Here is a 25,549-nt window from a genome sequence, read left to right as displayed (position 1 = left end):
GCGGAATGCTCGAATGGTTGCCTGAAGCAATTATATTGTTGCTTCAGGCAACCATGTCAAACACTTTGCTTATTGGATGCGGGTTACCCGCCAAAGGGTATTGGCCAGGTCATCGGCGATGATCAGCGCACCTTTCGGGTCCACCGTCACGCCAACCGGCCGCCCACGGGTCTTGCCGTCTTCACCGCGAAAACCGGTGGCAAAGTCGATCGGCTCACCGGATGGCTTGCCATTGCTGAAGGGCACGAAAATCACTTTGTAGCCCACCGGGTTGTCGCGGTTCCAACTGCCGTGCTCTCCGACGAACACGCCGTCGGCGAATTTCTCGCCCATTTGCGGGATGGAAAAGTCCACGCCCAGCGCTGCCACGTGGGAACCCAGGCTGTAATCCGGCTTGATCGCGGCGGCGACCTTGGCCGGGTTTTGTGGCTGGGCGCGCGGGTCGACGTTCTGGCCCCAGTAACTGTAGGGCCAGCCGTAGAACGCGCCTTCACGCACCGAGGTCAGGTAGTCCGGCACCAGGTCCGGGCCCAGCTCGTCGCGTTCGTTGACCACCGTCCACAGTTGTCCGGTGTCCGGTTGAATGGTCAGCGCCGTCGGGTTGCGCAGGCCGGTGGCGTAAGGCTTGTGCGCGCCGGTGGCGGCGTCGATCTGCCAGACCATTGCGCGGTCGATCTCCACCTCCATGCCACGCTCGGTGACGTTGCTGTTGGAGCCGATCCCCACATAAAGCTGGCTGCCGTCCGCGCTCACCGCCAGGGACTTGGTCCAGTGGTGGTTGATCTGCGCCGGCAGGTCGGTGACGGTGGTGGGAGGGCCTGCGGCCTTGGTCTGACCGTCGGCGTAATCGAAACTGACCAGGGCATCCTGGTTGGCCACGTAGAGTTTGCCGTTGGCATACGCCAGGCCATACGGGGCGTTGAGGTTGTCGGCGAAGACGGTCCTGAGTTCGTACGTACCATCACCGTCGGCATCGCGCAGCAGGGTCAGGCGGTTACCGCCCTTGACCTTGGTGTTGCCCTCGGCCTTGATCACGCTGGCGATCACATCCTTGGGCTTGAGCTTGGCCGCACTGCCGCCACGGCCTTCGGCGACGAGTATATCGCCATTGGGCAGCACCAGGGTCTGGCGCGGGATGGCGAGGTCGGTGGCGATGGCGGTGACGCGGTAGCCTTCGGGCACGGTGGGTTTCTGCTCGCCCCAGGGCGTGGGTTGGGCAATCTTCATGCTGGGCAACAGGCTGCTTTGCTGTTCCGGCAACTTCGGGTCGGGGCCGCGGGCCTGGGTCTTGTCGCCTTCGCCGCCGCAGGCGCTCAACAACAGGGCGGCGCTCAACAGCGTCAGGGTGCTGGACGTCTTCATTTGACACCTCCCGAACGCAAGCCGGTCCAGGTCGCTGCCAAGGCCAGCAACAAAACGATGGCCGACAGTATCAAGCCGCCCGGCATCGAGCCGTAGGCGTCCTTGGCGTGCTGGAAGGCATTGACCAGCCCCAGTACCCAGGTGGCCAACAGCAGCAGGACGTAACGCGTGGGTTGCCCGGCCTTGGGCCTGGCACGAAGCAGGTTGACCAGCGCGAATAAAAACGCGAAGCCTGCGAACACCAACGCGCCGGCGATCAGCCAGGACGCGAAGTTGGCCCATTGAATCTGGTAGGTCTGGGTGTAGGCAATGTCGCTGAGCAAGGCGCCCAGAAACAGCGGCACGGTGCCGGCGAGTAAGGTCGCATGCAGCGGCCCGGGTGCGTATCGGTAGATGGGGAGGGTAGTCATGGTGATGGCGGCTCCTTGTTGTACAACGCCCCTGGACGGGGCAGCGCATAGGAAGTGAGCGCACCACGCGTGAGAAAGTTCAGCGCGAAACGTTTCGAAATAGTGTGAACCCTCTACGGTGGCCTGGGCCTAAGGCCGTATCATTGCGAACTTTTCTTCTGCCAGGCGCCTCCATGACCCATCCTCGCATCGGCTTTCCCTGCCAATACAAGCACCCCGAACGCCTGCTGTCGGCCAGTGCCTTGAAGTTGATTGAAGGGCCGTTCAACCCTCGCAGCACGACCTTGCGCTGGATGGACAGCGTCACGCCGCAAGTGGCCCGCGAAAAACTGGTCGAGGTGGTCACGCACAACCTGCAAGCCCAATTGCACCTGCTGGCTTACGTGGCCGGGTTGCCGCCGATGTTGCGCATGCTGCGCCTGAGCAGCGACCTGCTGCCGTTCTACAGCCACCCGAAAGTGGCGGATGTGTATAAAGACCCGGCGATCGAGCGGCAACTGGTCGAAGGGTTCGCCGCCATCGGCGACCTGGTGCGCGCTTCGGATATCCGCTTGTCATTCCACCCCGGCCAATATTGCGTGCTGGGCTCGGAAAACCCCGGCGTGGTGGAAAACAGCCTGGCCGAATTCGAATACCACGCCGACATGATCCGCATGATGGGTTACGGCCGCCAGTTCCAGGACCTCAAGTGCAACGTGCACATTGCCGGCCGCCTGGGTGTGGAGGGCACCCGGGCGGTGTGGCCGCGTTTGTCCGAGGTGGCGCGCAACTGCATCACCTTCGAGAACGACGAGAAGACCTACGGCCTCGACCACTGCCTGCAAGTCGCCGACCTGGCGCCGGTGGTGCTGGACATCCACCATTGCTGGATCAATGAAAACGAGTACATCGACCCCCATTCGCCCCGGGTGGCCCAAGTGATCGACAGCTGGCGCGGCGTGCGCCCAACGATGCATTACTCCCAGCCCCAGGAGAGCCTGCAGGCACTGGGCTTTGATGCCGAGCACAAGCTGGAAATGGAGGCGCTGCTGAAGGTGGTCTCCAAGCGCGACCTGTACGGCCACAGCGACCAGATGTGGAACCGCTGGACCAACGATTACGCACTGCAGTTTCTCGACCGCTTCGACATCATGCTGGAGGCCAAGGACAAGAACGTGGCGGCGCTGGCGTTCTACGAACACTGGCAGCGCCGCACCGCGTAGAACCGGTTACTGTTTGCCATTCAAGGGAATCACCAGCGACACCCACATGTTCCAGCCCTCGGGGCGGTTCTTGGCGTCGAACTCGTAATAGCCCTTGATGTTGGCGTACCACAGTCCTTCGCCCACCTTGAAGAAGTGCCCGGCCTGGGGGCCGATCCCGGCGACCCGCGACTTGAAGTCCCCCAGCACCGCGCCGCTGCCGCTGTCCCCGGTGACTTGTTCGAAGTAGTAGCCCACCAGCCCGACCAGGGTTTGCGAGGTGAGGAAGTGCGAGGCGCTCAGGTCGATATGGGCGTCAATGCCGTTCTGGTAGTCGGTGTCGTTGTTCTTCCAGTTGTAGGTCATGCCGGCGACCGCAGAAAATTCGTTGGTCTTGTCGAAGTAGGTGTAGCCACCCCCGGCATCCAGGGCCGCGTGACCCAGGCCGATGTTCACCAGGCGGTTGGGGTCGTAGGCGCCAATGGGGATGTTGCCCATGGAGTAGGCCATGAAGTTGTGCACGCCGTGGTTCCACTTCAGGGTGCCGAGCAGGTAGAGGTCGCTGCCGCCCTTGAGGCTGTCATTCGTGCCACCGGAGAAGGAGCGGCCACGCGGGCCGGTGATGGTCGCATCCACGCTGGCTTCGGAGCGTGCCATCGCCGCTATCGCAGAAATGGCGGCCTGGGCGCCGCCGAGCACCGGCGTGGCGAAGGTGTAGGTGGGGCTGGCGAACAGCAGATCGGCCTTGGCATCCAGCCCCACCACCGTGCGCCCGCCACGCGGCACCACGGCATTTTTGTTGTCACTGGCGTTCACGTGGTAGTAGATCAGCGGCAGGCTCCAGCCCGGGGTGACGGGGGCGGCAGCCAGTGCGCCGAACTGCCCTGGTACCCAGAAACTCAGGCCGCCATCGTCGGCCTGTGTCAGGGCGATGGGTAGCAGGGCGAGTACGCCCAATACGCTCGTCTTTGTGGTCATAGGACTTCCTATCCAAAAGGCCATGTTGTGCGTGCGGTTGGGGCTGTGCTCCCCACGGCTGCTTGAGCATAGTCCAAGGATTGAAGGGCGTTGCGCCCGTGCGCGTTGGCGGGCATGCTCCCTGGCCAGATAGAAGGAGCCTCTCCATGCCCACCCTGCACCTGCTCTGCGGCAAGATCGCCTCGGGCAAATCCACCCTGGCCAAACACCTTGCCGCCGAGCATGCGGCGGTTGTACTCAGCGAAGACCATTGGCTCGCCAAACTCTACCCAGGCGAAATCCTGTCGATTGCCGACTATCTCAACCGCGCCCAACGCATTCGCGGGGTGTTGGGGCCGCTGGTGATCAACCTGTTGCAATCGGGCGTCAACGTGGTGCTGGATTTTCCCGCCAACACCCTGGCCAATCGCGAATGGCTGCTGGGCCTGGCGCAAGCGGCCCAGGCGCCGCACTGCCTGCACTACCTTGAACTGGACGACGCCACCTGCCGCGCCCGGCTGCATGCGCGCAATGCCGGCGGTGAGCACGACTTTGCCGCCACCGACGCCGAGTTTGACCTGATTACCCGTCACTTCTGCGTGCCCACTGAGGCAGAAGGGTTGGTGATCGAGGTGCATCACCCATGAGTGCCATGCACCCTGCAGGTGTCGACGCGGACGGTTTTATCCTCACCGTGGGCGATGGCCCGGTCCAGCCTGAATTCGAACCGTTGATGGCGGACGTCTGCCACAGCCTTTCCCAGCCCGAAGTAGGGCTGCACAGCCTCTATCTTTACGGCAGCGTCGCACGGGGCGAGGCCAGCCCTGGGGTGTCCGACCTGGACCTGACTCTGGTATTGAACGAGCCACCCGACGCCCACGCGTTGGAGCTACTGGAACGCATTCGAGAGACGCTGGAACAACGGCACCCGGAAGTCATCAAGATCGACTTCGATATTGGCCACCGCACCGAGGTGCTGGCACCCGAGCAGAACAACCGCTGGGGCTACTGGCTCAAGCACGGTTGCCGCTGTGTCTGGGGCGATGACCTTGCGCCGCACTTTGAACTGTTCCGACCGTCGCGGGACATTGCGCAGGCGCTCAACGGGGACTTCCAACAGATCTTGGCGGCGTATCGCGAGCGCATTGATCTGGCCAGTGACGCACCGGAGCGTCTGCGCCTGCAGCGTGAGGCGTCGCGCAAGCTGATCCGCTCGACGCAAACACTGCGCGAGCATGACGCGCCAGGCTGGCCGCGCACGCTGGAAGAGCACGTCGGTGGGTTCGTCCAGCAGTACCCCACGATGCGCGTTCAGGTGGCGTACTTTTTGTTCGAAGCCAGAAACCCCAGCGCCGAGCGCGACGCGTTCTTGAGTCGTCTGGATACCTTTGTGGCCTGGATGGTTTCACAACAGGGATAGATAGGTATATTGGCGTTCAACTTAACGTTGCATACGCCAAGCCTATGGACCTTTGATGATCAACTTCCGCCTGATTCGCCACCTCTGGCTATTCCTCGCCGTTGCCGAAGAACAGAACTTCGGCCGCGCCGCCAAGCGCCTGGGCATGTCCCAGCCACCGTTGAGCGAGCAGATCCAGGTGCTGGAGCAGGCGCTCAAGGTCACCCTGTTCGAGCGTTCGCGGCGTGGCGCCAAGCTCACACCGGTGGGCGCGGCGATCCTGCCCGCCGTGCGCAAATTCGCCGAGCAACTGGAGCGCCTGGAGCTGGCGGTGGAGGAGGCGGTGGCGGGGCAGTCGGGCATGTTGACCATCGGCGCGATCTCCACGGCGATGTTTGATGTGCTGCCGGGCCTGATCGATCGGCTCAAGCAGCAATATCCGCACCTCACCGTCTCTGTGCGCGAGATCGACAGCGTCGAGGCGGTGCCGGCCCTGGAAGCGGGGGACATCGACCTGGCGTTCGCCCGCCTGGACGGTGACCTGGGCCCGGCCGTGCAGTCGTTGCCCTTGCTGGAAGACCGCCTGATGGTGGCGCTGCCCAGCGATCATCCGTTGGCCGCCCGCACGCGCATCAGCCTGTCGAGCCTGGCCTCCGAGCCACTGGTGATGTTCTCGCGCAAGGTCAGCCCGGTGTACTTCGATAACCTGATCGCCACCTGCCGCGCCAGTGGGTTTTCGCCACGGGTGTTGCATGAAGTGCGTTCGGTGGCGTCGCAAATCGCGTTTGTCAGTTGCGGTCAGGGCATTGCGTTGGTGCCGGCGTCGTTGAAGAAGCTCGCACCGGACAACGTGGTGCTGCGGGCGTTGACGCAAAAACTCCATGTGGTGACCACCGCTGTGGCCTGGAACAGCGAGCGGCCCAACCCGTTGGTGACGGAAGTGGTTGCGCAGTTCCAGGCTCATACGATTGGCGTATGAATACGTTCCGGAATCCGTTATTTACACGCCGCTCAAATCCCCTGACAGTGGCGGCTTTTCTGTTCCGGGAGCCCCTGTCATGTCGTTCGTCCACACCCACCTGCCGCTGACGGTAGACGGCGTCTCGCTGAACATTGCCGCGCTGCATCGCACCGGCGAACGTGCGCCCATCCTGTTTTTGCACGGCTTCGGGTCCACCAAGGAAGACTACGCCGATATCGTCCTGCACCCGGCCTTCGACGGGCATCCCTTCATCGCTTACGACGCGCCCGGCTGTGGCGAAAGCGAATGTGCCGACCTGTCGAAGATCTGCATTCCTTTCTTGCTGGAAACGGCGGTGCAGGTGCTGGAGCACTTCGCGATCGAGCGCTTCCACCTGGTGGGCCACTCCATGGGCGGCTTGACCGCGTTGATGTTGGCGCACCGCTTCCACGGCCGGGTGCTGAGCTTTACCGATATCGAAGGCAACATCGCCCCCGAAGACTGCTTTCTCAGCCGCCAGATTGTCGACTTTCCCGCAGACGATCCCGAGGTGTTTTTCAATGCGTTTATCGAACGCACCCGCCAGGCGCCGGCCTATGCCAGCGCCCTCTATTCGGCGAGCCTGCGCCACAAGGTGCGGGCGGGGGCGGTGCGCGGGATCTTCCAGTCGATGGTCGAGCTGTCTGACCATGGCGACCTGATGGGCAAGTTCCTCGGGCTGCCTTGCCCGACGATGTTCATGTACGGCGAGCAAAACGCCTCGCTGTCCTACCTGCCGCACATCCAGGCCCACGGCGTGCGCTTGGCGCCGATTGCGCAGTGCGGGCATTTCCCGATGTATTCCAACCCGATTGCCATGTGGCAGCAGATCGCGCAATTCCAGGGGCACGCGGATGCTGTTCATCAGGCCGCAGCCCGCGCTGAAGGGATCTCTGTATGATTCTGTGATCATTGAATGAGGACAGCCCATGGACACCACTTCGACACGCCAGGGGCAATCTCCTCAGTGGTCACGCCTGCTGTCAGCCCAGCGCCAGGCGCTGGAAATGGCCATCGCGCGCAAAGGCCTGGATGAGTTGCTGGGGTTCCTGGCACGCGCCGGCAGCGAACACCTGGGTGGGCGCTCTGCGGTATTTCTGGTCGACGACTCCCGTGAAACCCTGCTGTACAGCACGTCTTCCGGACTGGACGCCGGCTACATCAACGCCATCCATGGCTTCGAGATTGGCCCTCACTCGCCGTCCTGCGGCACGGCGGCGTACAGCGGCGAGATGGTGGTGGTCGGTGATGTTGCGGCAGACCCGCTGTGGGCACCGTTTCTCGACCTGGCCCACGCGCATGGCATTGCCGCCTGCTGGTCCAAACCGCTCAAGGACGCCCAGGGTGTGGTGCTTGGCACCTATGCCATCTATCACACCCAACCGCGCCTGCCTGATGCAGAAGACCTGGAGGCCATCGACCTGCTGGCCCACACCGCCGCGCTAATGGTCGAGCGCTCGGTGGCGGACGCCACGCTGCAAAATACCCTCAAGGCGTTGCAGCGCAGCGAACTGGCGACTCGTGAGCTGAGCCATCGCGTCATGAACACTTTCCATGTGTTCGAAGGCCTGCTCTCGGCCAAAGTGCGCTCCATGCTCCACCCCGAAGCCAAGGCCGCAACCGCCGAAGCGCTGGAGCGAATTCGCGCCATGTCGCTGGTGCATCAGAAACTGTTTTCCCTGACCCAGAACAGCGAGGTCGACCTGGACGCGTCCAGCTTCATGGACAGCCTGGTCAACGACTTGGGCCAGGCGTTCGCCAGTGACAAGAACCTGCGGTTGATCATGTCCAAGGAGGTCGGCATCACGTTGTCGGCCGAGCGTTGCGCCGCCCTGGGCTTGTTGGCGGTGGAGTTGGTACTCAATGCCATCAAGCATGCGTTTGAGGACGGGCAGGCCGGTACCATCACCGTGACCCTGCACCGTGACGAGGAGTCGGTGGTGTTTTCGGTACGTGACAACGGCAAAGGGTTGCCCGAGGCCGCCCTGGTGCCCAAGCAAAAACGCCTGGGCACGCGGTTGATCCATTCTTTTGTGGCCGACCTCAAGGCCGATTTCCACGTCCAGAACCTGGCGAAGGGCGCCGAATTTTCGGTGCGCTTCCCCTGTTCTGCGTAACCTTTAGGACTTGAAGCGACCCACCAACCCATTCAGCTCCGCCGACAGGTCAGCCAGCCGCCCCGAATCGTCCTGGGCCGAGTTGGCCAGGCTTTCCACCAAGCGCGCTTCGTCGTAGATCTGCTGGATATGCCGATTGATCTCTTCGGCCACGCTGTGCTGTTCCTCGGCGGCGGCAGAAATCTGCAGGTTCTGGTCGCGGATCTCATTGACCGACAGCTGGATGCCTTCAAAGCTGTCCCGTGCGTTTTCGATGGACGACACACTGGCGCGGGACAGGTCCAGGCAACTGCTCATCTTCTGGGTGACTTCCTCGGTTTTGCTGCCCAGGGTGCCGAGCAACTGCTCGATCTCGCCGGTGGAGTCGGAGGTGCGCTTGGCTAACGCACGCACCTCGTCGGCCACCACCGCAAATCCCCGGCCCTGGTCGCCGGCACGGGCGGCTTCGATGGCCGCGTTGAGCGCCAACAGGTTGGTCTGTTCGGCGATGGAGCGGATGGTGCCGAGGATCTGGTTGATGCTGCGGCTGCCGGCTTCCAGCTCGACCATGGCCTGGGACGATTCGGTCAGGCGCCGGCCCAGGCGGTTGACGTTGTCGGTGGTCACTTCAATCTGCTGCTTGCCTTCGGCCACTCGGCGATGGCCGTTCTCGGCCGACTCCGCCGCGCCGCTGCACGAGCGCGCCACTTCGTTGGCAGTGGCCACCATCTCGTTGAACGCGGTGGACACCAGTTCCACCGCCTCACGCTGGCGCCCGGCCGCTTCGTTCATGTTGTGCGCCACTTCGCTGTTGACCTTGGACGCGTCCTGCAAGTTGGTCGACGCCGCGCCGATGTGCTGGATCAACTGGCGGATCGCCGCGAGGAACTTGTTGAACCAGCCCGCCAGCTCGGCGGTTTCGTCCTTGCCCTGCACGTGCAGCTCGTGGCGCAAGTCACCTTCGCCCTGGGCGATCGATTGCAAGCCGGTGCTCACCTGGCCGATGGGCTTGACGATCACCTTGGAAAACGCCGCCGCAATCAGCCCGAAGATCAGCACCAGCACCGCGACGATGACCGTGGTGATATAGGTCATGCGCGTGGCGGCGGCCATCACTTCGTTGTATTCGATCAGGCCCACATACCGCCAGCCCAGGCCCGGCGACGTCCAGACGTTGGCCATGTAGCGCACCCCGTCGATCACCACTTCGGTAGAGCCCTGGGGCGTTTCGGCCAGGTGCGCATACGGCGCGCCGAGGTCTTTGAGCGGCTTGAAGTTGTGCGCGGCATTGCGCGGGTCCACCAGCACCACGCCGTCTTCGATCAGCATCACGTAACCGCTTTCGCCCAGCTTGATGCTCTTGAGCAACTCGGTGAGGTTTTTCAGCGACACGCTCACCACGAACACGCCCTTGGGTTTGCCGGCGTTATCCAGCAAGGCGCGGGCGGTACCCACCAGGGCCACGTCGTCTTTGTCGTAGTAGTAAGCAGGGGTGCGCACGGTCTTGCCGGGGCTGGCCATGGCGGCCTTGTACCAGGGGCGGGTGCGCGGGTCGTACTTGGCCAGTTGTGGGTCATCCGGCCACTTGGCGTAGGTGCCGTCCTCCAGGCCGATGGACAAAATGGCGGCTGACGGGTGGGTGGCACCAAACCGTGCGAACTGGTCGATGACCTGCTGTGCCTGGGCGGGCATTGGCTGGCTGGCCGCGTTGGCCGGCTGGTAATCCTTTAACGTGTTCACGGAAGTGTATACAGGATCGGCGGACATTTGATCGACGTTCTGCAGTGTGCCATCAAAGAACTGCCGGATGTTGCCATCGATCTGGCGTATTTCACGGGTGCTGCCATCAATGAATTGTTCGACCGCCTGGGTCCGTGTGTTCATGACGGAGATCACCGCCACCAGGCTGACCGGGATAAAAGCGACAGATACGAAAGCAAGTACCAGCTTATTTTTTATTTTCATCGAGACGACCATCAACGGGGAGGGCGGCCAAATCGTCGACTCCGGGCGAGGGGCGGCGATTTGCTATCACTGTCTGTTTCGGCTCGATGCAGGGAAATCTTTAGCGATATTTTGTGTACAACAACAATACGTTTTGTCCTGAATATTTTTCAGGTTGATAACCGCACGACAGGTTTGTCCGCGCGCAACACATCATGCCCGCTGACCACCACAATGCCGACCAATACCAGGAGCGAGCCGAGCACGAACGTCGACTCCAGCGGCTCACTCAACAGCCATACACCGAACGCCACACCAAACAACGGGGTGAGGAACGACAGCACGCCCAATCGCGACCCCAAGTAGCGGCCCAGCAGCCAGAACCACACGAGCAGGCTCAGGAACGAGAACACCACGGTCTGGAATGCCAGGCTGGCAAACGCGATGCCGGAGAGGTGGAAGCGGGTTTGCCCGGTGACCAGCGCCACCAGCCCGAGGATGATGCAAGCGCCGGCCAGTTGGTAGAACAGCGTCAGGGGGGCCGGCGCATCGGTCAGCCTGGAGCAGCGAATACTCAAGGTGGTCGCGCCCCAGGCGATGGCGCCGAGCACGCCCAGTGCATCACCCATCCGCTGCGGTGTGACCCAGCCATCGCCCGGCTTTCCCGGCGTATAAAAGGCAATGGCGATACCGACAAAGGCGATCAGAATGCCCATCCATTGCAGACGGCTCAGGCGCTCACTGGCAAATCGAAAGTGCAGGCCGATGGCGGCGAATATAGGCGCGGTGTAGAGGAAAATCACCATGTGCGCAGCCGAGGTGTAGCCCAGTCCCACCGACACCGCGATGTATTCGATGGCGAACAAAACCCCGACCATCACGCCGCCTCGCCAGGTCTGCCAGTGGCACTGCTCGCGGTAGCGGCGCAAGGTCAACATGAGGCCCACCATCACGGCGGCAACACCGGAACGCAGGGCGATTTGCAGCATCGGCGAGACATCCTCGGCGGCCACTTTGATCGCCACTTGCTGAAGCCCCCAGATGGCACACACGCCGATCATCATCACGGCGGCTTTTTTATCCAGCGTCTGGCGAATGTCCACGGTACGACTCCTCTGACTCAATGGCGTCAGTCTGGGGGTGTCGTAGTAGTGGGATATAGCGCAAATCCGACAAGCGATAGCGAGGAATCGTCATTCGTTTCGTGGCCCGAATCACGGCGTTGTCACTTACATCGGATCAGCGCAGGTCCTGGGTGGCACGTACAGAATCGTCCTTGATGTCCTCGGCGAACTTGCGCATCAAGCGCACCAGGTTGTCAAAGTCGCCTTCGTCCCAAGTGGAAAAGATCGACACGCCAATGCGTTCGCGCGCGGCGTCAACGCGGTCGGTCATGACTTTGCCTTTTTCGGTTATCACCGACTCGCGCAGGCGGCGGTCGAGCGCGCTTGCCTGGCGCTGGATCAAGTCGAGGCTCTCCAGCTTGGTCACTTGCCGGCTGACCGTGGTGTAGTCGCGACCGACGCGGTCGGCCAGTTCGACCACGCCGATAGGGCCCAGCCGTTCCACCAGCACCAGCAGTGGAAACAGCGCGCGGTCCAGGGAAATTCCGGCCTCGCGCACCATCGCCTCATCGCGCTGGGGACGGTTCATCACCCCCACGATCTCAACCAACGACCCATGCAAATCACGCAGCTGAGCGCTTATATGTGCGTTTTGCACGCTTTTTCTTGACACTGGTTTTCTCCATCTTAATATGTGCATATTGCACATATAGGTGATCATTATGAACGAGCAATGCGCGGTCGATGTTCTGATTTGTGGTGCCGGTGCGGCCGGCTTGACCTTGGCGATAGACCTGGCCAGGCGCGGCATCCGCTTTCGCCTCATCGAGAAAAACCACCAGCCTTTCCACGGTTCCCGTGGCAAAGGCATTCAGCCCCGGTCGCAGGAAATCTTCGAAGACCTCGGCGTACTCGACCGCCTGTTCGCCATGGGTGGAGTCTATCCGACTGAGCGTCGCTACCGCGACGACGGCAGCCACATCGACGCCCATTCCATCGAACACAGCGCCGCGACCGCGGCTGAGCCTTATCAGCAACCGCTGATGGTGCCGCAATTCCTGACCGAACAGGTGCTGCGCGAGCGGTTGCTCGAACTGGGCCACTGCCCAGAGTTTGGTTGTGAGCTAACGGGGTTTGAGCAAGACGCGGACGGCGTGACACTGCAGCTCAAGGGGCGCGCAGGCCCGCAAACGCTGCGTGCACGCTGGCTGGTGGGGGCCGACGGAGGGCGCAGCTTTGTGCGCCAGGCCTTGAATATCGGCTTCCCGGGCAAGACCCTCGGCGTGCGTGCGCTGGTGGCGGATGTGCAGTTGTCCGGCCTGTCGTCGGCGTATTGGCACCGTTTCGGCGAGGGAGATCTGCAACGTCAGGTTGCCATTTGCCCGCTGGCCGGTACGCAGCTGTTCCAGATTCAAGGGCCGATTGCGCTGGACGCCGAGGTGGACCTCAGTGCTGAAGGCTTGACGGCGCTGGTGGCCCAGCGCACCGGGCGCGATGATATTCAGGTGCACGCGGTGTCCTGGGCATCGGCCTACAGCATGAATGCGCGGCTGGCCGATCAGTACCGTGTCGGCCAGGTGTTTCTGGTCGGGGACGCCGCGCACATCCATCCGCCGACCGGCGGCCAGGGGCTCAACACCAGCGTGCAGGATGCCTACAACCTCGGCTGGAAACTGGCGGCGGTGGTCAACGGCGCACCTGAGGCGTTGCTCGACAGCTATGAAGAAGAACGCCGGCCGGTGGCGGCCTCGGTACTGGGCTTATCCACCCAACTGCTCGATAACCTGCAACGCGGCGACGTACGCAGGGGCCGGGAAGTGCATCAACTGGACATTGGTTACCCCCATTCCTCGCTGGCAGCGGGTCGGGTTGACCGCGCCGGTGCGCGTGCGCCGGATGCACGGCTGCGAGGCGCCGCAGGCCAATCGCTACGCCTGTTTGATCTCTACGCCGGCCCGCATTGGACGCTGCTGTGTGTGGCCGGCACGCCCGCCGCCGTGGCACCAAGGCCAGGGCTGCGTATCCACCACGTTGGCCTGCAAGGGGACGTGATTGATGACCAAGGGCAGATTCAACACGCCTACGGGCTGGCCGCAGGGGATCGGGTGCTGGTGCGCCCGGATGGCTATATCGGCGCGATCTTTTCGTCCGATGAGGGGGCGGGGTTGGAAGGCTACTTGTTGCAAGTCGGCCTGCCGAGTGTGATCAGTCCTGAGCTGTCGCGTTGACGGCTTGAGCCGGTAGCGCCCCCGGCGTCTTGATGGTCTTGGTCACGATGTAGGTGAAGTAGCGCTCGATGGCCAGGTCTTCCAGCAGCAATTGGTCGATGAAACGTTGGTACGCGTCGATGTCGGCGGCGCGAATCATCGCGATGTAGTCCACGCCGCCGCCCGTGGCGTAGCAGAACTCCACCTCCGGTGCGTCGCCCATGCGGTGTTCGAAGCGGCGCATGTCCTGGGCGGTGTGACGGGCCAGGGTGATTTCCACCAGCAACTGCTGGCTCTTGAACACCTGGTTCCAATCGATCACCGCACGATAGCCTTTGACCAGGCCCGCGTTCTCCAGCTTGCGCACCCGCTCCCAGGCCGGCGTGACCGACAGGTTGATCGCCTCGGCCAGGCTGGACTTGGTGATGCGCCCATCCTCGGAAAGGATGCGCAGGATGTTCAGGTCATAACGGTCAAGCTTGTGCATCTAGGAAAAACTCCACAGGCCATAGAATGACGGCGCCCTCACGGCCATCGCCGGCAAGCCGGCTCCTACACGGATTCCGCATGTCGCCAGCCCCTGTAGGAGCTGGCTTGCCAGCGATGGCCGTCAACGATAGCGCATACCTGCCAGGTGTACGCCTTATTCAGCCGAGGATTTCCCCCGCCACCTGGTCAATCGCGCCCTTGGTAATGTCGACGATCAGGTCCGCGTCTTCCCGCGTCAGGATCAACGGTGGGGCAAAGCCAAGGATGTCGCCATGGGGCATGGCCCGCGCAATCATGCCGCGTTCCAGGCAGGCCGCCGAGACTTTCGGGCCGACTTTCAGCGCGGCATCGAACGGCGTGCGCTGTTCGCGATTGGCCATGAACTCCACGGCGGCGAGCATGCCGTCGCCGCGCACTTCGCCCACCAGCGGGTGGCCTTCGAGGGTTTCGCGCAGGCGGCGGTTGAGGTACGCGCCCACGTGCTCGGCATTTTCGGTGAGGTTTTCGCGCTCCAGGATATCGAGGTTGGCCAGCGCCGCCGCGGCGCAGATTGGATGCCCCGAATACGTCCAGCCGTGGCCCATGGCGCCGTCGGTGGTGGAGGCTTTTTCGATCACGTCCCACACTTTTTCGCCAATGATCACCGCCGACAACGGTGCATACGCGCTGGTCAGGCCCTTGGCTGTGGTGATCAGGTCCGGGCGCATGCCGTAGCGCTGGCTGCCCATCTTCGAGCCCAGGCGGCCAAACGCACAGACCACTTCATCGGCAATCAACAGCACGTCATATTTGTTCAGCACCGCCTGGATCGCCGCCCAGTAACCGGCCGGAGGCACCACGATGCCGCCGGTGCCCATCACCGGTTCACCGATGAAGGCCGCCACGGTGTCCGGGCCTTCGGCAAGGATCATCTTTTCCAGCTCATCGGCGCAGTAACGCACAAACGCGGTTTCATCCATGCCCGCCGGGGCCTTGCGGTACCAGTGCGGGCACACCGTGTGCTGGATGCCTTGCTCTGGCAAGTCAAAGTGCTGATGGAAGGCGGCAAGGCCCGTGAGGCTGCCGGTCATGATGCCCGAGCCGTGGTAGCCACGGTCGCGGGAGATGATTTTCTTCTTCTGCGGACGGCCCAGTACGTTGTTGTAATAGCGCACCAGCTTGATCTGGGTTTCGTTGGCGTCGGAGCCCGACAGGCCGTAGTACACCTTCTTCATGCCCTCTGGCGCCCAATCCATGATGCGACTCGACAGCTCGATAATCGCCTCCGTCGAGTGGCCGACGTAGGTGTGGTAGTACGCCAGCTCCTTGGCCTGCTTATAGATCGCGTCCGCCACTTCGGTACGGCCATAGCCGATGTTCACGCAATACAGCCCGGCAAACGCGTCGATGAAGTCACGCCCTTCATGGTCACGGATGCGGATGCCCGACGCGCTCTGGATGATGCGGCCTTTGAGCGCGCCGCTGGCATGGTCATGGGCGTGGGTGGACGGGTGCATGAAGTGCGCGCGGTCCTGTGCGAACAGGTGTTCGAGTTCGTGGTTCATAGCGAGTCTCCTTTGAATTGTCCTTGGTGGTGCAGGCAAAAGTATTTGGTTTCGACAAAGGCCTCGAAGCCCTCGGTGCCGCCTTCGCGGCCCAGGCCCGAGGCTTTCATGCCGCCGAACGGAATCGGGTGGCCAGTGAACTTCACGCCGTTGACCGCGACCATGGCGTGGTCGAGGCGACGGATCAGCGGGTAGATCAGGTCCAGGCGGTTGGAACAAATGTAGGCGGCCAGGCCGTACTCGGTGTCGTTGGCCAGGGCGATCGCCTGCTCCAGACTGTCGAAGGGCATTACCCCGGCAATCGGCGCAAAATTTTCTTCGCGGTAGATGCGCATCTCGGGCGTGACATCCGCCAACACCGTGGGCTGGTAGAACAAACCGCCCAGTGCATGGGCTTCACCGCCCACCAGGCGTTGCGCACCCCGTTGCAAGGCGTCTTCCACCCGTGCGGCGGTCACATCGAACGCGGCCTGATGCATCAACGGGCCAACGTCCACGGCGTGCTCTTCGCCGCCCACCATCGCAGGGCCCACGCGCAGTTCGCGCACGGCGGCGGCAAAGCGCTTGAGGAAAGCGGGGTAGATCGAACGGTCGACGAGGATCCGGTTGGCGGCGCAGCAGTCCTGGCCGGATGTCTGGAACTTGGCCTCGACGGCGACCTTCACCGCCAGGCCCAGGTCGGCGTCGGCACACACAATGAACGGCGCATTACCGCCCAGTTCCAGGGCGACCTTCTTCACATCCTGGGCGGCCGCTTGCAGTACCAATTTGCCCACGCGGGTCGAGCCGGTGAAGCTCACCGAACGCACGCGGCTGTCTTGCACCAGGGTTTGCATGGCCATCTGCGGCTCGCCCAGTACCACGTTGAACACTCCGGCCGGTAAGCCGGCTTCCTCGGCGAGTTGCGCCAGGGCAAAGGCCGAGTAGGGCGTTTCATGGGCCGGCTTGACCACTACCGTGCAACCCGCTGCCAGGGCGGCAGCGGCTTTGCGCGTGATCATCGCCGAGGGGAAGTTCCACGGCGTCAGCAAGGCGCACACACCCACCGGTTCCTTGAGCGTGCCCAGGTGCGCACCGGGAATATGGCTGGGGATGTTCTGCCCATACAGGCGCCGCGCTTCGTCGGCAAACCAGGGGATGAAGCTGGCGGCATAGGCGATTTCGCCCCGGGACTCGGCCAGGGATTTGCCTTGCTCCTGGCTCAGGATGCGGGCCAGGTCTTCCTGGTGTTCCAGGATCAAACTGGCCCAACGCTTGAGGACGGTTGCGCGGGCGTCCAGGCTCTGTTCGCGCCAGGCCGGGAAGGCGCGATGCGCGGCCTCCACGGCGGCAGTAATCTGCGCTTGTTCGAGCATCGGCACATGGCCGATCACGTCCTGGGTCGCCGGGTTGTACACGGCGAGGGTGCTGGCGCTGTCACTGTGGACCCAATGGCCGTCGACATAGCACAGCGCCTTGAACAGCAGTGGGTGTTTGTAAGTCATGGTGGTGGCTCCCAATCGTCTGAGTGCAGTCATGTTAGGGCAGGGCGGCGCAAGAAAAGGCGGGTTTGGCGGGGGTGGGGCAGTGGGTTTTTTCTGATTGCAGGTGCCATTTCCGGTGATTTCTGTGGGAGCCGGGCTTGCCCGCGATGCAGGCGCCTCGGTGCAACTGCTAAACCGAGGTGATGCCATCGCGGGCAAGCCCGGCTCCCACAGGAGAACGGATTACATGCCGGGTTATTTGGCGGCTTTTGCGGTGGCGACCCAGCCGTCGAAGGTGGCTTTGTTTTCACTCATCCAGTCATCCGCCAGCTTGCGAATGTTGCGTTCGCTGGAGCCGTCCTGGCTGATGGTTTTTTCCCAGTAGCTCCAGGTCGACTGCGGGAACGTCATTTGTTCCACCAGCGCCTTCACCGCCGGGTTGGCCGCGATGAATTGCTTGTTGCCGATGGCGTACCAGTTCCACGCGGCCATCGCCATGCGGCACGGGTCGGCGCCGCCTGCACACCCTTCCACGCCGGGGGTGAGGGCGCTGGTGGTGCTCGGCACGTTGCCGGGCAATGCATCAAACGGCGTCGGCAACCACACCACGTCCTTGCCGGGGACCATGGTGTTGGTCATCCACGACGGTGCCCAGGCGTAGAAAAACACCGGTTCGCCGCGCTTGAGGCGCGCAACGTTTTCGAACATCAGCGCTTCATACTTGCCGCGCACCGGGTTCACCGTGGCCTTGAGGCCGAATTTGTCGAGCTGGTAATCCACCACATCGCCACAGCCCCAACCCGGGTCGCAGCTGATCAGGTCAGCCTTGCCGTTCTTGCCAAACAGCGCGGCGATCTTCGGGTCTTTCAACTGCTCAAGGCTGGTGATGTGGTACGCGTCGGCGGTTTTCTTGTCGATCATGTAGCCGTTGTAGCCGGCGCCGGTGATGGAGCCGCCGCCGACCACTTCGGTGCGGTCCTTGACCTTGTCGAAGCTGGGTTGCAGCTGCGGCAGGGTCACGTCCATCGACAGGTCCAGATCACCCTGGGCGGCGGCCGGGAAGAACAGCGTGGTGTTGACGGTACTCAGCTTGCTCCCATAGCCGAGGCGCTTGGCGGCCTCGATGGCGATCTTGGTGATGACGTAGTTGCCACCGGTACTTTCCGACTGCACGAAGCGGATGGTCTTGCCGGTGCCGGGCAGGTCTTCGGCCATGACCGAAGTGCTCCCCAGGTACAGCACGGCTGCAAATCCGAGCAAGGCGTTGAATGGACGCATCATGATTTCCTCTTTGTTTTTCTCGTTATGGTTAAGGGATGGCAGTCAAAAAACGACGTTCATGATTTCTTGTTATGCGCTGACCGCCCGCAGGGTGAACAGCCGCTTGAACAGCGATTTGCGCTTGCCCGGCGTGGGCTGCGCGAGGTTCTGGGTGATGCGGTCGAGCATCATCGCCAGCAGCACAATGGCGATTCCGCCGACCGCCGCGCGGCCTACGTCCATGCGTCCCAGGCCTTGCAGCACCACCAGGCCGAGGCCTTCGGCGCCGATCATGGCGACAACGACGGACATCACCATGGCGGTGAGCACCGTCTGGTTGAGGCCGCCCAGGATGGTCGGCACGGCCAGGGGCAACTGGATCTCCCAGAGCAACTGCTTGCGGTCGGCGCCAAAGGCCAGGCCGGCTTCCACCAGTTCGGTTTCGACCATGCGGATACCCAGGTAGGTAAAGCGGATCAGCGGCGGGCACGCCGAGATCACCACCGCCACTTCACCCGAGACGGTGCCCACGCCAAACAGCATCACCACTGGCACCAGGTACACGAAGGTCGGCGTGGTTTGCATGATGTCGAGGATCGGCCGCATCACCGCCCACACCCGCTCACTGCGCGCGCACCAGATCCCCACCGGGATACCCACCACCATGCAGATCACAATCGCGGTGGTGATCAACGACAGGGTGGTCATGGCTTCGTCCCACACGCCCAAGGCGGCGATCACCACCAGCGCGGCGGCACTGAAAATGGCCACGCCCAGGGTGGCGGCGCGGTAGGCGATGAGGAACATCAGCACCACCATCACCGGGAACGGAATGGCGTGGATCAGCGTGTCGCTGAAGCCCAGCAAGTGTTCTACCGGCCAGCGGATGGCCTGGAAGATCGGGCGCAGGTGGATGCCGATCCACTCCACGCCGCCGCTGATCCATTGGTCCACGGGAAAAACAGCGAGGTCTTCTGACTTAAGCATGATGTGCAACCTCCGAAACGGCAGGGCGAGGGGGCGGGACGCTGGCGATGCAATCGAGGATATGGGCGCTGTTCAAGGTGCCGATAAACACCCCGTCGGCATCGGCGACCGCCACCGGGTGGCCCGGTTTGAGCAGGCGCGCCACTTCCACCAGCTTGGCGCTGGCCGGCACGCTGACGAACTGCGGCGACAGGCGCTGCAAGGTATCACCGCCTGCGCCTACCGCCAGCAACGCGCCGGCATCCAGAACGCCTACGGCTTTGCCGGCCGCATTGAGTACAAAGGCATGGGCGCTGTCATTGCCGACCACGCGGGTGTCGCCCTGTACCAGCAGGGTGCTGGCCGACTGCATGATCGAGCGCGCATCGAACAGCCGCGAGCGGTCCACTTCCCGGGTAAACCCGGCCACATAATCGCTGCCCGGGTCGGCGACGATTTCCTGGGGCGTGCCTTCGCGGACCACTTGGCCGTCGGCCATGATCGCGATGCGCGTGCCCAGCTTCAGGGCTTCCTGGAAGTCGTGGGTGATGAACAGGATGGTTTTCTTCAACGTGCGCTGCAGGCGCAGCAACTCGTCCTGCATCTCGGTGCGGATCAGCGGGTCGAGGGCGCTGAACGCCTCGTCCATGATCAACACGTCGGCGTCGGTGGTCAGCGCCCGGGCCAACCCTACGCGCTGGCGCATGCCGCCCGACAGCTCGTGAGGGTGGTGGTCGGCCCACTTGGCCAAGCCAACCACCCCGAGCACTTCCAGGGCACGCTTGCGCCGTTCGGCAAGGGGCACGCCGCGCAGCTTGAGGCCGAACTCGGTGTTCTCGATCACGGTCTTGTTCGGCAGCAGCGCGAAGTGCTGGAACACCATGGAAATCCGCGTGCGGCGCACGTCGCGCAACTCGTTTTCGTTGAGGGTGACCAGGTCCCGGCCGTCCAGCAGGATCTTGCCCGCCGTCGGCTCATTGAGGCGGTTGATGCACCGCGCCAGGGTGGATTTGCCCGAGCCGGACAAGCCCATGATCATGTAGATCGCGCCGCTGGGGATCGACAGCGACACGTTGTTGAGGCCGACCACCGTGGCGGTCTCCGCCAGGATCCGGTCTTTGCTGGCGCCAGCGGTCAAGAGCTGCATGGCTCGGTCGGGCGCCGAAGAGAACACCTTATACAGGTTCTCGATCTTTAGTCGTTCGCTCACCAATTGCCTCCAATTGTTGTTTTGCTATCTGCGGAAATTTCATCAAGAGAAATTTTTGGGCTACTGGCAGTCAAAGGTCCGTCGGTGGTGCAGTCGCAAGGGGCAACGCAAAAATTTCTTGTTGTTCGACAAAGCAGTTACAGCATGAGCGTGTGGCGGGTGCAAGGGGTGGGCGTCAGCCGGTAGGCGATTCCATCGGGGCCATGCCTTCCCGGGCCTTGCGCGCCACGCGGAAGGCTTCGACGCCCGCCGGAATGCCGCAATACACCGCGATTTGCACCAGGGCTGCGCGCAATTCCTCATCGGTCAAACCGTTGCGCAGGGCACCGCAAAAATGCACGCCGAACTCCTCCATGCGCCCCAGCGCCGCGAGCATGCCCAGGTTGAGCAGGCTGCGTTGCTTGAGGTCCAGGGCGTCGTCGGTCCAGACCATGCCCCAGCAATATTCATTCAACACGTCCTGGAACGGCCGCGAGAATTCGTCGGCCCGGCCCAGGGCCTGGTCGACGTAGGCGTCCCCCAGCACTTGGCGGCGTACGCGTTCGCCACCGGCCTGCAATGACTTATCCATGGTGAGTCTCCGAATCGGTTAAAAAGTCGCGCATCAGCGTCGCCACTTGCTGCGGTGCCTCTATCAGGATGCAGTGGCGCAGCCCCGGCAGAATCCGCAGGGTCGAGCCCTGGATTTGCGCGTGCATGTACGTCGCCATGCGCGGGTTGGAGCCGAGGTCATCGGCGCCGGTGGCAATGAGTGTCGGGCAGCGGATCAGCCCCAGTTGCTCGCCGAAATCCGATTCGGCGAGCACCCGGTACGCCGCGGCGTAACACCCCGGGTCATTGGCGGCATTCAATTGCCGCAAGCGCAGCACGACATCCGGGTTCTGTGCCTGGAACGCCTCGGTCAACCAACGCGCCAACGAGGCTTCGTAATGCGCCACAGGCTCACCGGCTTGCAGCGCGACCAGGCGTGCTTTAACCCGCTCGCGTTCTTCGGCATTACGCCCGGCCACGGTCGACAACAGCACCAGCCGGCGTACCCGCTCAGGATGGGTCAGCACCAGCCGCTGGGCGATCAGGCCCCCCAGCGAAAACCCCGCCAGGTCGAATCGCCCAAAACCCACGTGTTCGGCCAGCGCCAGGGTTTCACCGACCAGATGGTCGATTTCATAACGCCCTGGTGTGCGCGACGACTGCCCATGGCCGCGCAGGTCGAAGGTCAGTACCGTGAAGTCGTCCTTCAAGCCCTGCACCACCTCGGCCCAGGCGTCCAGGCTGGAACCCACGCCGTGGATGCACACCAGCGGCCGAGGCCCGTGCCCATCGAGTCGGTAGTTGAGCGTGACATTCGCCACGCTGAGTTGTTGTGCGTCGCCCATGGCTTACCCCGTAACCGTTTCGCGGCGTTTGGCGCGCTCGCGCTCGGCGAACACCGGCATCACCTCGTCGATGAACAGGCGCAGGGTCTGCTTCTGCAATTCGAACGGCAGGTTGAAGGTCAGGCCCAGGCAATATTGATCGACGCCGGCCGCTTCATAGTCGAGCAGCTTGGCGATGATTTCGTCCGGGGTGCCGAACATCAGGTTGCGGCGGATGTTGTCCGGGTTGTAGTTCTCCTTGCCGCGCACCGCCTCAAACGGCACCGGCTCGGGGAAACCGTTGTGCACGGTGCCGACGTTCTGCATCAGGTTTTCGAACGCACGGCCAAAGTCCATGCTGTGTTGCACCGGCACTTGCCAGTCTTCCGGGTTGGCGTAGACGCAGGTGCGCCGCTGCATCATGAAGCGCGGGCGCGGCACGTGCGGGTTGTCGGCCACGGCCTTGTTGAATTTTTCGCCCAGCACGGCAATTTCCGCCGCGGGCAAGGAGAGCGGGGTGGAGAGAATGTTCGCGCCGATGCCCACCGCCCAGTCGAAGGTGCCCGGGTCACGTGCCGCCACCCAGATGCGCGGGTGGTCCTTTTGCAAGGGTTTGGGCACCGCAGCGGTCAGCGGGAATTTCCAGTAATGGCCGTCGTGGGCGTAGTCGCCGGCCCAGAGTTTCTGCACCGCCGGCACCAGTTCCTTCATGTAGCCGACGCCTTCCTGCTGTTGCAGGCCAGGGGTCATGCGGTCGAATTCGTACTGGTAGGAACCCCGGGCGATGCCGAACTCCAGGCGGCCTTTGGTCAAGTGATCGCACAGCGCCGCTTCACCGGCCAGGCGGATCGGGTGCCAGTAGGCGGCCGCGATGGTCGCGGTGCCCAGGCGGATGCGCTCGGTGTGCTGGCCGAGCCAGGTCAGGGTCTGGAACGGGTTGGGTGCGATGGTGCATTCCAGGGTGTGGTGCTCGGACGTCCACAGGGTTTCAAAGCCGCCTTCGTCGGCGATCTTCGCCAGCTCCAGCAGGTTGGCCATGACGGTCTGCATCGGCACGTCCGGGGAGAAACGTTCCATGCTCAGGGATACGGCAAATTTCATGTGTGGCTCCTTGAATAATCAGCGCAGGCGAATCACGAACGGGTCCTGCATCTCGCCGGAGTAGTCGATGATCACGTTCTTGGCGCGGGAGAACTCGCGCATCACATCAAAGCCGCCGCGTCGCCCGTAGCCGCTCTGTTTGAAGCCGCCGTTGGCCGACATGTAGGCCGAACTGCGGTAGGTGTTGATCCACACCGTGCCGGCGTCGATGCGGTTGGCAAAGCGCAGGGCGCGGTCGATGTTCTGGGTCCAGATGCCCGAGGCCAGGCCGTAGGAGGTGTCGTTGGCCAGGCTGATCATCTGTTCTTCGGAACTGAACGGCATCACGCCCACCACCGGCCCGAACAGCTCGTCGCGCATGAACGGCATGTCGTTGCTGGCGTTGGCCATCACCGTCGGTTCGAAGTACCAGCCTTCGCTCAGATGCGCCGCGCTCGGGCGTTTACCACCGATGGCGGCCTGGGCGCCTTGCTGCAGGCCGCTGGCGATATAGCCTTCGATTTTTTGCAGTTGGGCCTGCAGTGCAAGCGGGCCAATGTCGGTGTTCGCTTCCATGGGGTGGCCCACGGTGATTTTTTGCGTGCGCGCCACCAGTGCTTCTACAAATTGGTCATAGATCGAGGCTTCGACAAAACAACGTGAACCGGCCACGCAGCTTTGCCCGGCCGCGGCGAAAATCCCCGAGACCACGCCGTTGACGGCTTTCTCGATGTCGACGTCGGCGAACACCACGTGGGGCGACTTGCCGCCCAACTCCATCTGGCACGGCACCAGGTTGTTCGCCGCGTTGCCGGCAATGCGGCGGCCGGTGTCGGTGCTGCCGGTAAACACGTACTTGGCGATGTCCGGGTGGCGGGTCAAGGCATCGCCGGTGATCGCGCCGTTGCCGGTGACCACGTTGACCACGCCGGCCGGGAAGCCCGCCTGGATGATCAGTTCGGCCAGGGCCAGGGTGGACGCGCTGGCATGTTCCGACGGTTTGATCACCACGGTATTGCCGATCGCCAGGCACGGCGCCAGGGTGCCGGTGAGCAGCATCAGTGGCGAGTTCCACGGCGTGATCATGCCGACCACGCCCAGGGGCTCGCGGCTGCTGTAGTTGAGCTGGTTGAGCTTGTTCACCGGGATCACTTCGCCTTGCAGCTTGTCGGCCATGCCGGCGAAGTAGGTGTAGGCGTCGGGCAGGGCGCTCATTTGCGCGCTCATCTCGCGCAGCAGCTTGCCGTTGTCGCGGGTTTCCAGCAGGGCCAGTTCCTCGGCGTGTTCGGCCACCAGTTGCGCCAGGCGATAGAGCAGCTTGCCCCGTGCGGTGGGCGTGATGTCGCGCCACTGCGGGTCGTGGAAGGCGCGCTTGGCCGATGCCACCGCGCGGGCGACATCGCTGGCGTCGCCCTGGGCGAACTGGTACCAGGCCTGGCCGGTGGTGGGGTCGAAGCTGTCGACATAGGTGCCGCTGGCCGGTTCGGCGAAGCGGCCGTCGATAAACAGGTTGAGACGATTGCCCTCAAGGGCGCTGACCGTGGTTTTCATGCAAGTGTCCTGTGTGTGCGGATCAAAGCGGGGCGTTTTCGAGCATCGCGATGCGCCCGCTGGCGGCGGAGCCGGTGTAGATACCGAATTGCTGGTTCTCGCGTTCGCGGGCATAGCGCCGCACCACCGAGCGCAGTTCGTTGACCGGCATCAGGTCGATGGGCAGGTCGTCCAGCGGGAAGAAGCGCAGGGTGTCGGGCAGTTCGGCCTCCAGCCCGCCAAGTTGGGCGCGATAGATCAAGAAGCCCGGGTCGGTGTCATCCACATCGAACACCGAATACAAGAAGGTCGATTCCAGCTCCACCGGCAGGGCACTGCTGCCGGCGTCGATAAAGCCCTTGCGCTTGCCCGCCACGGGCAGGGTCCAGCCGCCCTTGCCGTCAGCGCGGAACAGAATCGCGCCGTCGGTTTCGATCAGGTAGCCGATGATCATCTTGTGCGAGTCCAGCCAGCTGGCTGGCAGCGGGTCCTGGATATTCGCGTAACGCCCACGGCAGAAGCACAGGGGCAACTTGGGGCTGGTGCCGAAGGCGCGCACTTGGCCGATCAGCACCAGGTGGTCGCCGGCGTCGATGCGCTGGTGCACGCTACAGTCGAACCAGGTCAGGCTGTCGGTGAGGATGGGCGCACCGGTGTGCACGGTGTCGTGGTTGACGGTGTGGAACTTGTCCGGCGACTTGGAGGCGAAGGTGCCGGAGACATCCACTTGCCCTTCATGCAGCAAGTTGACGGCAAAGTGTTCGCTGGCCGCAAACGCGCCATGGCTGGCGGCGGATTTCCCGACGCACACCAGCAGCAGCGGCGGGTCGAGGGAAACCGAGGTAAACGAATTGGCGGTCATGCCCCGAGGGTTACCGTCGGCGTCATGGGTGGTGATCACGGTCACGCCGGTTACAAAGGTGCCGAAGGCCTGGCGCAAGGCGCCCGGGTCGACGGCTGCAACGTTGTCGGTACTCGGCATCGGAGTGCTCCTGTTGTTGGGGTGTCAAGCAAGCCTACGGGCGGTTTCAA

25 protein-coding genes and 1 pseudogene are annotated in these 25,549 nt (G+C 63.1%); 8 read left to right on the top strand and 18 right to left on the bottom strand.

Annotated features, from left to right (window positions below):
* Positions 1-69: 69 nt before the first annotated feature.
* Both AC07OV_RS01970 and AC07OV_RS01965 read right to left on the bottom strand, forming a co-directional pair.
* Complete coding sequence (locus AC07OV_RS01970) at positions 70-1,362, bottom strand: PQQ-dependent sugar dehydrogenase (protein ID WP_495091385.1); 1,293 nt, start codon at positions 1,360-1,362, stop codon at positions 70-72.
* A complete protein-coding gene (locus AC07OV_RS01965) occupies positions 1,359-1,778 on the bottom strand; it encodes a DUF2231 domain-containing protein (protein WP_494996019.1) in 420 nt (139 codons plus the stop codon). Before AC07OV_RS01965 ends, AC07OV_RS01970 begins: the two co-directional genes overlap by 4 nt.
* Positions 1,779-1,945: 167 nt before the next feature.
* On the opposite strand from AC07OV_RS01965, the gene AC07OV_RS01960 reads away from it, so the two are divergent.
* Complete coding sequence (locus AC07OV_RS01960; RefSeq protein ID WP_495091384.1) at positions 1,946-2,974, top strand: UV damage endonuclease UvsE; 1,029 nt, start codon at positions 1,946-1,948, stop codon at positions 2,972-2,974.
* A gap of 6 nt (positions 2,975-2,980) precedes the next feature.
* Here the strand turns inward: AC07OV_RS01960 and AC07OV_RS01955 are convergent, their stop codons facing one another.
* Complete coding sequence (locus tag AC07OV_RS01955; RefSeq protein ID WP_495091383.1) at positions 2,981-3,931, bottom strand: SphA family protein; 951 nt, start codon at positions 3,929-3,931, stop codon at positions 2,981-2,983.
* Positions 3,932-4,077: 146 nt separating this feature from the next.
* On the opposite strand from AC07OV_RS01955, the gene AC07OV_RS01950 reads away from it, so the two are divergent.
* The 5 genes from AC07OV_RS01950 (at position 4,078) to AC07OV_RS01930 (ending at position 8,426) form a co-directional block, all read left to right on the top strand.
* Positions 4,078-4,557, top strand: coding sequence for a P-loop nucleotide/nucleoside kinase family protein (locus AC07OV_RS01950; RefSeq protein ID WP_495091382.1), 480 nt, complete (start codon positions 4,078-4,080; stop codon positions 4,555-4,557).
* A complete protein-coding gene (locus tag AC07OV_RS01945) occupies positions 4,554-5,330 on the top strand; it encodes a nucleotidyltransferase domain-containing protein (protein WP_495091381.1) in 777 nt (258 codons plus the stop codon). The genes AC07OV_RS01950 and AC07OV_RS01945 overlap by 4 nt, the downstream gene beginning before the upstream one ends.
* A 55-nt stretch (positions 5,331-5,385) precedes the next feature.
* Entirely contained in the window at positions 5,386-6,288 is a 903-nt protein-coding gene (locus AC07OV_RS01940; protein ID WP_495091380.1) for a LysR family transcriptional regulator, read from the top strand.
* Between the two features lie 79 nt (positions 6,289-6,367).
* Complete coding sequence (locus AC07OV_RS01935) at positions 6,368-7,210, top strand: alpha/beta fold hydrolase (RefSeq protein ID WP_495091379.1); 843 nt, start codon at positions 6,368-6,370, stop codon at positions 7,208-7,210.
* Positions 7,211-7,238: 28 nt separating this feature from the next.
* Positions 7,239-8,426, top strand: coding sequence for a sensor histidine kinase (locus AC07OV_RS01930; RefSeq protein WP_495091378.1), 1,188 nt, complete (start codon positions 7,239-7,241; stop codon positions 8,424-8,426).
* 3 nt (positions 8,427-8,429) lie between these two features.
* Here AC07OV_RS01930 and AC07OV_RS01925 read toward each other — a convergent pair whose 3' ends face one another.
* Together AC07OV_RS01925 and AC07OV_RS01920 are read right to left on the bottom strand one after the other, a co-directional pair.
* Positions 8,430-9,197, bottom strand: a complete 768-nt coding sequence (locus AC07OV_RS01925) for a methyl-accepting chemotaxis protein (RefSeq protein ID WP_495091490.1) — start codon at positions 9,195-9,197, stop codon at positions 8,430-8,432.
* Between the two features lie 87 nt (positions 9,198-9,284).
* Positions 9,285-10,289, bottom strand: a pseudogene (locus AC07OV_RS01920) (cache domain-containing protein); the annotation flags it as partial.
* Here AC07OV_RS01920 and AC07OV_RS01915 point away from each other — a divergent pair.
* Positions 10,288-10,512, top strand: a complete 225-nt coding sequence (locus AC07OV_RS01915; RefSeq protein ID WP_495091377.1) for a hypothetical protein — start codon at positions 10,288-10,290, stop codon at positions 10,510-10,512. The pseudogene AC07OV_RS01920 and the gene AC07OV_RS01915 overlap by 2 nt on opposite strands.
* Before the next feature lie 7 nt (positions 10,513-10,519).
* On the opposite strand, the gene AC07OV_RS01910 is transcribed toward AC07OV_RS01915, so the two are convergent.
* Positions 10,520-11,452, bottom strand: coding sequence for a DMT family transporter (locus tag AC07OV_RS01910; protein WP_495091376.1), 933 nt, complete (start codon positions 11,450-11,452; stop codon positions 10,520-10,522).
* A 136-nt stretch (positions 11,453-11,588) separates the two neighbouring features.
* The gene (locus AC07OV_RS01905; protein ID WP_218172602.1) at positions 11,589-12,002 is read right to left on the bottom strand and encodes a MarR family winged helix-turn-helix transcriptional regulator; all 414 of its coding nucleotides are present in this window, start codon (positions 12,000-12,002) and stop codon (positions 11,589-11,591) included.
* 133 nt (positions 12,003-12,135) lie between these two features.
* Between AC07OV_RS01905 and AC07OV_RS01900 the strand changes: the two genes are divergently transcribed.
* Positions 12,136-13,641 (top strand): FAD-dependent oxidoreductase, encoded by a 1,506-nt coding sequence (locus tag AC07OV_RS01900; protein WP_495091375.1) that lies wholly within the window; start codon positions 12,136-12,138, stop codon positions 13,639-13,641.
* Here the strand turns inward: AC07OV_RS01900 and AC07OV_RS01895 are convergent.
* The 11 genes from AC07OV_RS01895 to AC07OV_RS01845 all read right to left on the bottom strand — a co-directional run bounded on the left by AC07OV_RS01895 (position 13,619) and on the right by AC07OV_RS01845 (position 25,499).
* The gene (locus AC07OV_RS01895; RefSeq protein WP_495091374.1) at positions 13,619-14,107 is read right to left on the bottom strand and encodes an Lrp/AsnC family transcriptional regulator; all 489 of its coding nucleotides are present in this window, start codon (positions 14,105-14,107) and stop codon (positions 13,619-13,621) included. The two genes, AC07OV_RS01900 and AC07OV_RS01895, sit on opposite strands and share 23 nt — an antisense overlap.
* Before the next feature lie 160 nt (positions 14,108-14,267).
* A complete protein-coding gene (locus AC07OV_RS01890; RefSeq protein ID WP_495091373.1) occupies positions 14,268-15,653 on the bottom strand; it encodes an aspartate aminotransferase family protein in 1,386 nt (461 codons plus the stop codon).
* The gene (locus AC07OV_RS01885) at positions 15,650-17,137 is read right to left on the bottom strand and encodes an NAD-dependent succinate-semialdehyde dehydrogenase (protein WP_495091372.1); all 1,488 of its coding nucleotides are present in this window, start codon (positions 17,135-17,137) and stop codon (positions 15,650-15,652) included. The genes AC07OV_RS01890 and AC07OV_RS01885 overlap by 4 nt, the downstream gene beginning before the upstream one ends.
* Positions 17,138-17,371: 234 nt before the next feature.
* Complete coding sequence (gene proX, locus AC07OV_RS01880) at positions 17,372-18,397, bottom strand: glycine betaine/L-proline ABC transporter substrate-binding protein ProX (protein WP_495091371.1); 1,026 nt, start codon at positions 18,395-18,397, stop codon at positions 17,372-17,374.
* Between the two features lie 69 nt (positions 18,398-18,466).
* Positions 18,467-19,363 carry an ABC transporter permease gene (locus AC07OV_RS01875; RefSeq protein WP_176995868.1) on the bottom strand — a complete coding sequence of 299 codons (897 nt, stop codon included), beginning with the start codon at positions 19,361-19,363 and terminating at the stop codon, positions 18,467-18,469.
* Positions 19,356-20,552 (bottom strand): quaternary amine ABC transporter ATP-binding protein, encoded by a 1,197-nt coding sequence (locus AC07OV_RS01870; protein WP_495091370.1) that lies wholly within the window; start codon positions 20,550-20,552, stop codon positions 19,356-19,358. The genes AC07OV_RS01875 and AC07OV_RS01870 overlap by 8 nt, the downstream gene beginning before the upstream one ends.
* Before the next feature lie 175 nt (positions 20,553-20,727).
* A complete protein-coding gene (locus AC07OV_RS01865; RefSeq protein WP_495091369.1) occupies positions 20,728-21,123 on the bottom strand; it encodes a carboxymuconolactone decarboxylase family protein in 396 nt (131 codons plus the stop codon).
* A complete protein-coding gene (locus AC07OV_RS01860) occupies positions 21,116-21,928 on the bottom strand; it encodes an alpha/beta fold hydrolase (protein ID WP_495091368.1) in 813 nt (270 codons plus the stop codon). Before AC07OV_RS01860 ends, AC07OV_RS01865 begins: the two co-directional genes overlap by 8 nt.
* Before the next feature lie 3 nt (positions 21,929-21,931).
* The gene (locus AC07OV_RS01855; RefSeq protein WP_494995975.1) at positions 21,932-23,008 is read right to left on the bottom strand and encodes an LLM class flavin-dependent oxidoreductase; all 1,077 of its coding nucleotides are present in this window, start codon (positions 23,006-23,008) and stop codon (positions 21,932-21,934) included.
* 18 nt (positions 23,009-23,026) lie between these two features.
* Positions 23,027-24,538, bottom strand: a complete 1,512-nt coding sequence (locus AC07OV_RS01850; RefSeq protein WP_495091367.1) for an aldehyde dehydrogenase — start codon at positions 24,536-24,538, stop codon at positions 23,027-23,029.
* 22 nt (positions 24,539-24,560) lie between these two features.
* Positions 24,561-25,499, bottom strand: a complete 939-nt coding sequence (locus tag AC07OV_RS01845; protein WP_495091366.1) for a flavin reductase family protein — start codon at positions 25,497-25,499, stop codon at positions 24,561-24,563.
* Positions 25,500-25,549 lie beyond the last annotated feature (50 nt).

The sequence above is a fragment of the Pseudomonas sp. GW821-FHT09A09 genome, from assembly GCF_059418405.1.
Note: the sequence above shows the minus strand (reverse complement) of the source record. Positions and strands in the feature narration are given on the sequence as shown.